Origin of the sequence: Pseudomonas sp. DWRC2-2, from assembly GCF_049897885.1 — a bacterium.
Taxonomy (GTDB): Bacteria; Pseudomonadota; Gammaproteobacteria; order Pseudomonadales; family Pseudomonadaceae; genus Aquipseudomonas; species Aquipseudomonas azotoformans_A.
The window spans coordinates 1-6,506 of the sequence record NZ_JAFCXD010000006.1 but is presented as its reverse complement, the minus strand read 5'-3'; the positions used below and the strand labels follow the sequence as shown (position 1 = coordinate 6,506).

Sequence of the window (6,506 nt, the reverse complement as noted above, 5' to 3'; positions counted from 1 at the left end):
AACCCGGCGTCCTGCCGGGTTACCCACGCTCCAAAGCCTGCGTTCGGCCAGCGTGGTTTTACGGGGCGCCGAAGATCAAAAGCCAGAGCAAAAGCGACTCGCTTCGCATCGTGGGTACGCTTTTCGTCTTCTGTAGGGGCCGGCTTGCCGGCGAAAAACGTGAAAACGCCGCGATCATCCAGATGTTCCGGCGTCATCGTTAACGACCATCGCCGGCAAGCCAGCTCCTACAGTGGACTGCGTTTGCCTTTGCCTTTGCCCTTGCCTTTGCTCCACACCACTCAAGCCGGCTGTCAGGCCGCTGTGCTTTTGATTTTGATCTTAGGCGCCCCGTCAAACACGCTGGCCGGAGTGAGGGCACACCGAGCCTAGGCGAGGTGCCGAGTGTTGGGGCAAGAGCCTTTTGGTTACTTTTGGGCTCTTTTCAAAAGTGACCCGCCGTAAGGGCGGAACCCATATCACCCGTTACCTAAATAACGGATATGTACACGACCAAAGGCCACCCATGGAAAAGTCAAAGCTACGCAAACTAGGAATGCTCACGGTAATCACAGTCGCCATAGGCCTAATCATCTACACGGTCCAAGCTCCCGCCGACGCACCGCAATACCTCACCGCCACCGCCGAACGCGGCAACATCGAAAACGCCGTCCTCGCCACCGGCCTGCTCGAAGGCATCAAACAGGTCGACGTCGGCGCCCAAGTCTCCGGCCAACTGAAATCCCTCAAAGTCAAAGTCGGCGACAAGGTCAAAAAAGGTCAGTGGCTGGCCGAAATCGACCCATTGATCCTGCAAAACACCCTGCGCAAAGCCCAGGTCGACGAAGAAAACCTCCAGGCCCAACGCCGCGCCACTGCTGCCCAGCTCAAGCAGGCCAAGTCCGTGTACGAACGCTACAAAGGCCTGCAGATTGACGAATCAGTCTCCCGCCAAGACTTCGAAGACGCCGAATCCACCTTCCAGGTGCAACAGGCCAACCTCTTGTCCCTGGACGCGCAGATCAAAAGCGCCCACATCCAGATCGACACCGCCAAAGTCAACCTGGCCTACACCCGCATCGTCGCGCCCATCGACGGTGATGTAGTGGGCATCGTCACCCAGGAAGGCCAGACCGTGATCGCCAACCAACTGGCACCGGTACTGCTCAAGCTGGCGGACCTGGACACCATGACCGTCAAGGCCCAGGTCTCCGAGGCGGATGTGATTCACATCAGCCCCGGCCAGCAGGTGTACTTCACCATCCTCGGCGAGGCCGACAAGCGTTACTACGCCAAGCTGCGCGGCACGGAACCGGCGCCGCAGAACTTCCTGGAAACCCAGACCGCCGGCACGCCGAAGCAGAACACGGCGGTGTTCTACAACGCACTGTTCGATGTGCCTAACCCCGACCATCGCCTGCGCATCGCCATGACCGCCCAGGTACGTATTGTGCTCGACACCGCCGAGGCCGCGCTGATGGTGCCGGTGGCGGCGCTGGGGGCGCGCAACAACGACGGCAGCTACTCGTTGCGGGTGCTGGACGCGAAAGGCAAGGCAGTGTCGCGGGAGGTGAAGACCGGGATCAACAACAATGTGAAGGTGCAGATCCTCGAAGGCCTGGCCGAAGGCGACAACGTGGTGATCGGCGACGCTACGCCGGCTGTGGCGGGGAACTGACGGATGACTCAGCCACTGCTGGAACTCAAGGGCATCATCCGTAGCTTCATGGCCGGCGAGCGTGAATTCATCGCACTCAAGGGCATCGACCTGACGATTCATGCTGGGGAAATGGTCGCGATCATCGGCGCCTCAGGCTCCGGTAAATCCACCCTGATGAACATCCTCGGCGGCCTGGATTACGCCACGGCCGGCAGCTACAAGATCAACGGCATCGAAACCCGTTCCCTGGGGGATGAGCAGTTGGCCGAACTGCGCCGTGATTACTTCGGTTTTATCTTCCAGCGCTACCACTTGCTGGCGCATCTGAGTGCCTTGCACAACGTGGAAATGCCGGCGATTTATGCCGGCACACCGGAAACTGCGCGTCACAGCCGGGCCCGGGAGTTGCTTGCGCGCCTTGGTCTGGCGGGGCACACCACCCACCGGCCTAGCCAGCTTTCCGGTGGCCAACAGCAACGGGTGAGTATCGCCCGCGCCTTGATGAACGGCGGCGAAGTGATCCTCGCCGACGAACCCACTGGCGCCCTTGACACTCACAGCGGCAAAGAGGTGATGCGTATCCTCGCCGAGCTGCACGCGGCGGGGCACACGGTGATTATCGTCACCCACGACCCCAAGGTTGCGGCGAATGCGCAGCGTATCGTCGAGGTGAGCGATGGCGAGATCGTCAGCGACAAGGCCAATGAGCGTGCTGGCCTGGAGTTGCCCAGCGACACACCCATCGAGCCAAAACGCAGCGGCGCCCGGCGCTTGGTGGCGAGCCTGGGGTTGTTCAAGGAGGCCTTCAACATGGCCTGGGTCGCGCTGGTGTCTCACCGCATGCGCACCTTGTTGACCATGCTCGGTATCGTTATCGGTATCACTTCGGTGGTGTCGATCTCGGCCATCGGCGAAGGCGCCAAGCGTTATGTGCTCAAGGACATCCAGGCGATTGGCAGCAACACCATCGATATCTTTTCCGGCACCAGTTTTGGCGACAGTCGCGCCTCGGCCATCGAGACCTTGATGCCTTCGGACGTGGACGCGTTGAACCAGCTGTATTACGTCGACAGTGCCACGCCGGTGGTGGGCCGCAACCTGTTGCTGCGCTTTGGCAATATCGACCTGGATGCGCAGGTCAATGGCGTGAGTGATCGCTACTTCAAGGTCAAGGGCTTGAAGCTCGAAGCCGGTATCGCCTTCAGCGAAAGCGATGCGCGGCGCCAGGCCCAGGTGGTAGTGATCGACCACAACACCCGTCACCGATTGTTCGGCCCGAACGTTGACCCGCTGGGCCAGGTGATCCTGGTGGGCAACCTGCCGTGTACCGTGATCGGGGTCACCGCTGACAATAAGAACATGTTCGCCGCCAGCAAGGCGTTGAACGTGTGGGTGCCCTATGAAACAGCGGCGGGGCGTTTGCTGGGGCAGCGCCATCTGGACAGCATCACCGTGCGCATCAAGGACGGCCAGCCGAGCAAGGTGGTCGAAGACAACGTCAACAAGCTCATGCTGCAACGCCACGGCACCAAGGATTTTTTCACCAACAACCTCGACAGCATCATGCAGACGGTGCAGAAAACCAGCCGCTCCCTGGCATTGCTGCTGTCGTTGATCGCGGTGATTTCGTTGCTGGTGGGGGGCATTGGCGTGATGAACATCATGCTGGTGTCCGTCACCGAGCGTACCCGTGAGATCGGCATTCGCATGGCGGTGGGGGCGCGGCAGTCGGATATCCGCCAGCAGTTCCTGGTGGAGGCGGTGATGGTGTGTTTGATCGGCGGGCTGATCGGAATCTCGCTGTCCTACGCGCTGGGCTTTCTGTTTTCGTTGTTTGTGAAGGAATGGGAGATGGTGTTTTCCCTAGGCTCGATCATCACGGCGTTTGCCTGTTCGACGTTGATCGGCATTGTGTTCGGCTTTGTGCCGGCCAGGAATGCGGCGCGGCTGGATCCGATCGAGGCGCTTGCCAGAGATTGAGCAACCCGCTGCAGGAGCCGGCAAGCCGGCTTCTGCAGTGTTTTTTACGAGAGCGTGTCCTCAGTGGCATACATCCACCGCAACAACGAATGCCGCCCGCTGATCCCCAGCTTGATCGACGCGCGTTTCAGGTAGCTTTCGATGGTGTTGACCTTCAACGCCAACTGCTCCGCCAACTCCGGCGCCGTGCGCCCGGCCAACAGGCCCACGCACACTTCAAGCTCACGGTTGGACAAGGTCAACCCTGACTGCACCAGTCGTTCTTGAATGCGCCTGCGCAGGGTTTCGATACCTTGGTTTTCCGGCACCACCGCGTCGCTGTCCTGGCGGCACGGTTGGATCGCGGCGATGTGTTTTTCCACCATGGGCAGCAGCAAGGTAGAAAAGTCCTGCAACATGCTGCGTTCCTGGGGCGAAAAGCTTTCGGACTGGTGCGAGCGATACACCGACAACACGTAGCGCACGTCATCCTTGCGGCGGGTGAGGTGCAATTGCGCGGCGGGTTGTTCGTCGCCCAACGCCTCCACCGAATCGGTGTAGACCGGGCTGATCTTGCGACGGGTGTGCCCGTCGGCGCTGACCTGCAATTGCGTGATATGGGTGGCGTCCACTGCCAGTTGGGTGAGGATCAGGTCATGCAGCATGCGTGGGAAATGGCGGCTGCCGGTGCTGGCGATGACTTTGCCAATATGAGGGAACAGCTGTGAGTTCATCATTTCGTCCATGAGGCGTGCAGGTATTCGGCCTTATAGCGACGGGGATTAAGATGCAAGCCAATGCGAATAACCTACCGTGATAGTCCTTCCCGCCGGAACCTATGCTAGTACAGCCTGGCGACGGGAAGGGGATCCAATCTTAAAAAAACGGATTAAACACTTACAGGCTTAGAAGCACGCGTCACCGTACGTGTGCATTTGGCCAGTGCCTGCTGCACGTCCGCCAACAGATCGGCCACGTCCTCAAGCCCCACCGACAAGCGCACCAACCCTTCGCTGATCCCGTGCGCCTCACGTTCCTGCGGGGTGTAGGTGGAATGGGTCATGCTCGCCGGGTGCTGGGCCAGTGACTCGGCATCACCCAGGCTGACCGCACGGGTAAACAGCTTGAGTGCATTCATGAAACGCCGACCGGTTTCGATGCCGCCCTTGAGTTCGAAGGCAATCATGCCGCCGGGCAGTTTCATCTGCTGTGTCGCCAATTCGTATTGCGGGAAAGAACGCAATCCTGGGTAGGTCACCCACTGCACGGCCGGGTGCGCCTGCAGGGCTTCGGCCACCGCCTGGGCGTTGCTGCAATGACGATCCATGCGCAGCGCCAGGGTCTTGAGGCCGCGCATCAACAGCGAGGCGTCCTGTGGCGACATCACTGCGCCGGTCAGGTCCTTGAGGCCTTGCAGGCGAATGCGCTGGGCCAGGGCCAGGCTACTCACGGCGATGCCCGCGGTGATATCGCCGTGGCCGCTGAGGTACTTGGTGGCCGAATGCACCACCACATCGGCGCCCAGGTCGAGGGGGCGTTGCAGGTAGGGTGTGCAGTAGGTGTTGTCGACGACCAGGGTGACATTTGGCTGCTGGTGGGCGAGGGCGGCTACGGCGGCGATGTCCACCAGTCGCAGGTTGGGATTGGCCGGGGTTTCACAATAGATCATGCGGGTGGCGGGGCTGAGAGCGGCTTGCAGGGCTTCGAGGTCGGTGAGGTCGACATGCCGCACCTTGATACCGAATTCACCGATGCCATGGTGCAGCAGGGCAAACGTGCAGCCGTACAGGGTCTGGCTGACGATCACCTCATCACCGGGGCGCAGCAGGGTCCAGAACGTCGCGGCAATCGCGCCCATGCCTGAGCTGAACGCCACGGCAGCTTCACCATTTTCCAAGGTGGCCATGCGTGACTCCAGCAGCGCCAGGGTCGGGTTGGAAATACGTGTATAGAAGTGGCCGCTCGCTTCGCCGGCAAAACAGGCGGCGCCGTATTCAGCGGTTGGGAAAGCAAAGGTGGCTGACAAATAAATCGGCGGGACGAGTGCGCCGTGGTGGTCTTTTGGGTCATAGCCGTGGTGGATGGCGCGGGTGGAAAAGCCGAATGCATTGTGTTTATTGTTCATGTCGGACGCTCCTTATTTCCTACAATGCTATGCTCATAACCAGAGATGAACTTTGCAATATTTGCTGCTGGTCCCTGTGTTTTTGGATGAAAACCTCATAAAAATAATGAATAGAGGCACGTTATGCCTGTCAGTCTGGATCGCACCGATAAAGCACTTTTAAACGCGTTGCAGGGCAATGCCCGTCTCACGGTGGCTGAATTGGCCGACCGCGTTTCCTTGACGACCTCGCCGTGCTGGCGGCGGGTGCGCAACCTGGAAGAGAGCGGGGTGATCAGTGGGTATCAGGCGATTCTCTCACCCAAGGCATTGGGGTATGGGGTGACGGCGTTTGTCAGCATCATGATGGAGAGTCACACCCAGGAAATTGCTCGGGCATTTGAGCAGCGGTTGTTGGAGATTCCCGAGATTGTGGCGTGTCATAACGTGTCCGGGCGCTATGATTTTTTGTTGGAAGTGGTGGCGAAGGATCTGGAGTCGTTTGGGGAGTTTGCGCGGGAGGTGTTGCAGACGTTGCCTTGCGTCAAGGAGATTTATTCGAGTTTTTCTTATAAGTCGGTTAGGGCGTTGAGGGTGATTCCGTTGCCAGGGTGATGGGGGCTTGTGTTGTGCTGTGTACATATCCGTTGCTTCGGTAACGGCTACCTATGGTTCCGCTCTTACAGCGGGTCACTTTTGGCAAACGCCCCAAAAGTAACCAAAAGGTCTTCGCCCCAACACTCGGCACCTCGCCTAGGCTCGGTGTGCCCTCACTCCGGCTTGAATCCGTGGGCCGCCGCGATG

Annotated in this window: 5 protein-coding genes; 3 read left to right on the top strand and 2 right to left on the bottom strand. The window is 59.7% G+C overall.

Annotated elements, in window-relative coordinates; genetic code table 11:
• Window positions 1–505 precede the first annotated feature (505 nt).
• Window positions 506–1,657, top strand: coding sequence for a macrolide transporter subunit MacA (gene macA, locus ACP7EW_RS24120; protein ID WP_426220340.1), 1,152 nt, complete (start codon window positions 506–508; stop codon window positions 1,655–1,657).
• Between the two features lie 3 nt (window positions 1,658–1,660).
• A complete protein-coding gene (locus ACP7EW_RS24115) occupies window positions 1,661–3,619 on the top strand; it encodes a MacB family efflux pump subunit (protein ID WP_426220338.1) in 1,959 nt (652 codons plus the stop codon).
• A gap of 44 nt (window positions 3,620–3,663) precedes the next feature.
• Here the strand turns inward: ACP7EW_RS24115 and ACP7EW_RS24110 are convergent, their stop codons facing one another.
• Both ACP7EW_RS24110 and ACP7EW_RS24105 read right to left on the bottom strand, forming a co-directional pair.
• A complete protein-coding gene (locus tag ACP7EW_RS24110; RefSeq protein WP_426220336.1) occupies window positions 3,664–4,332 on the bottom strand; it encodes a response regulator transcription factor in 669 nt (222 codons plus the stop codon).
• 155 nt (window positions 4,333–4,487) lie between these two features.
• Window positions 4,488–5,723 (bottom strand): methionine gamma-lyase, encoded by a 1,236-nt coding sequence (locus ACP7EW_RS24105; protein WP_426220334.1) that lies wholly within the window; start codon window positions 5,721–5,723, stop codon window positions 4,488–4,490.
• A gap of 123 nt (window positions 5,724–5,846) precedes the next feature.
• Here ACP7EW_RS24105 and ACP7EW_RS24100 point away from each other — a divergent pair, with 123 nt between their 5' ends.
• Window positions 5,847–6,317 (top strand): Lrp/AsnC family transcriptional regulator, encoded by a 471-nt coding sequence (locus ACP7EW_RS24100; protein WP_016976082.1) that lies wholly within the window; start codon window positions 5,847–5,849, stop codon window positions 6,315–6,317.
• The last annotated feature ends 189 nt before the right edge of the window (window positions 6,318–6,506 follow it).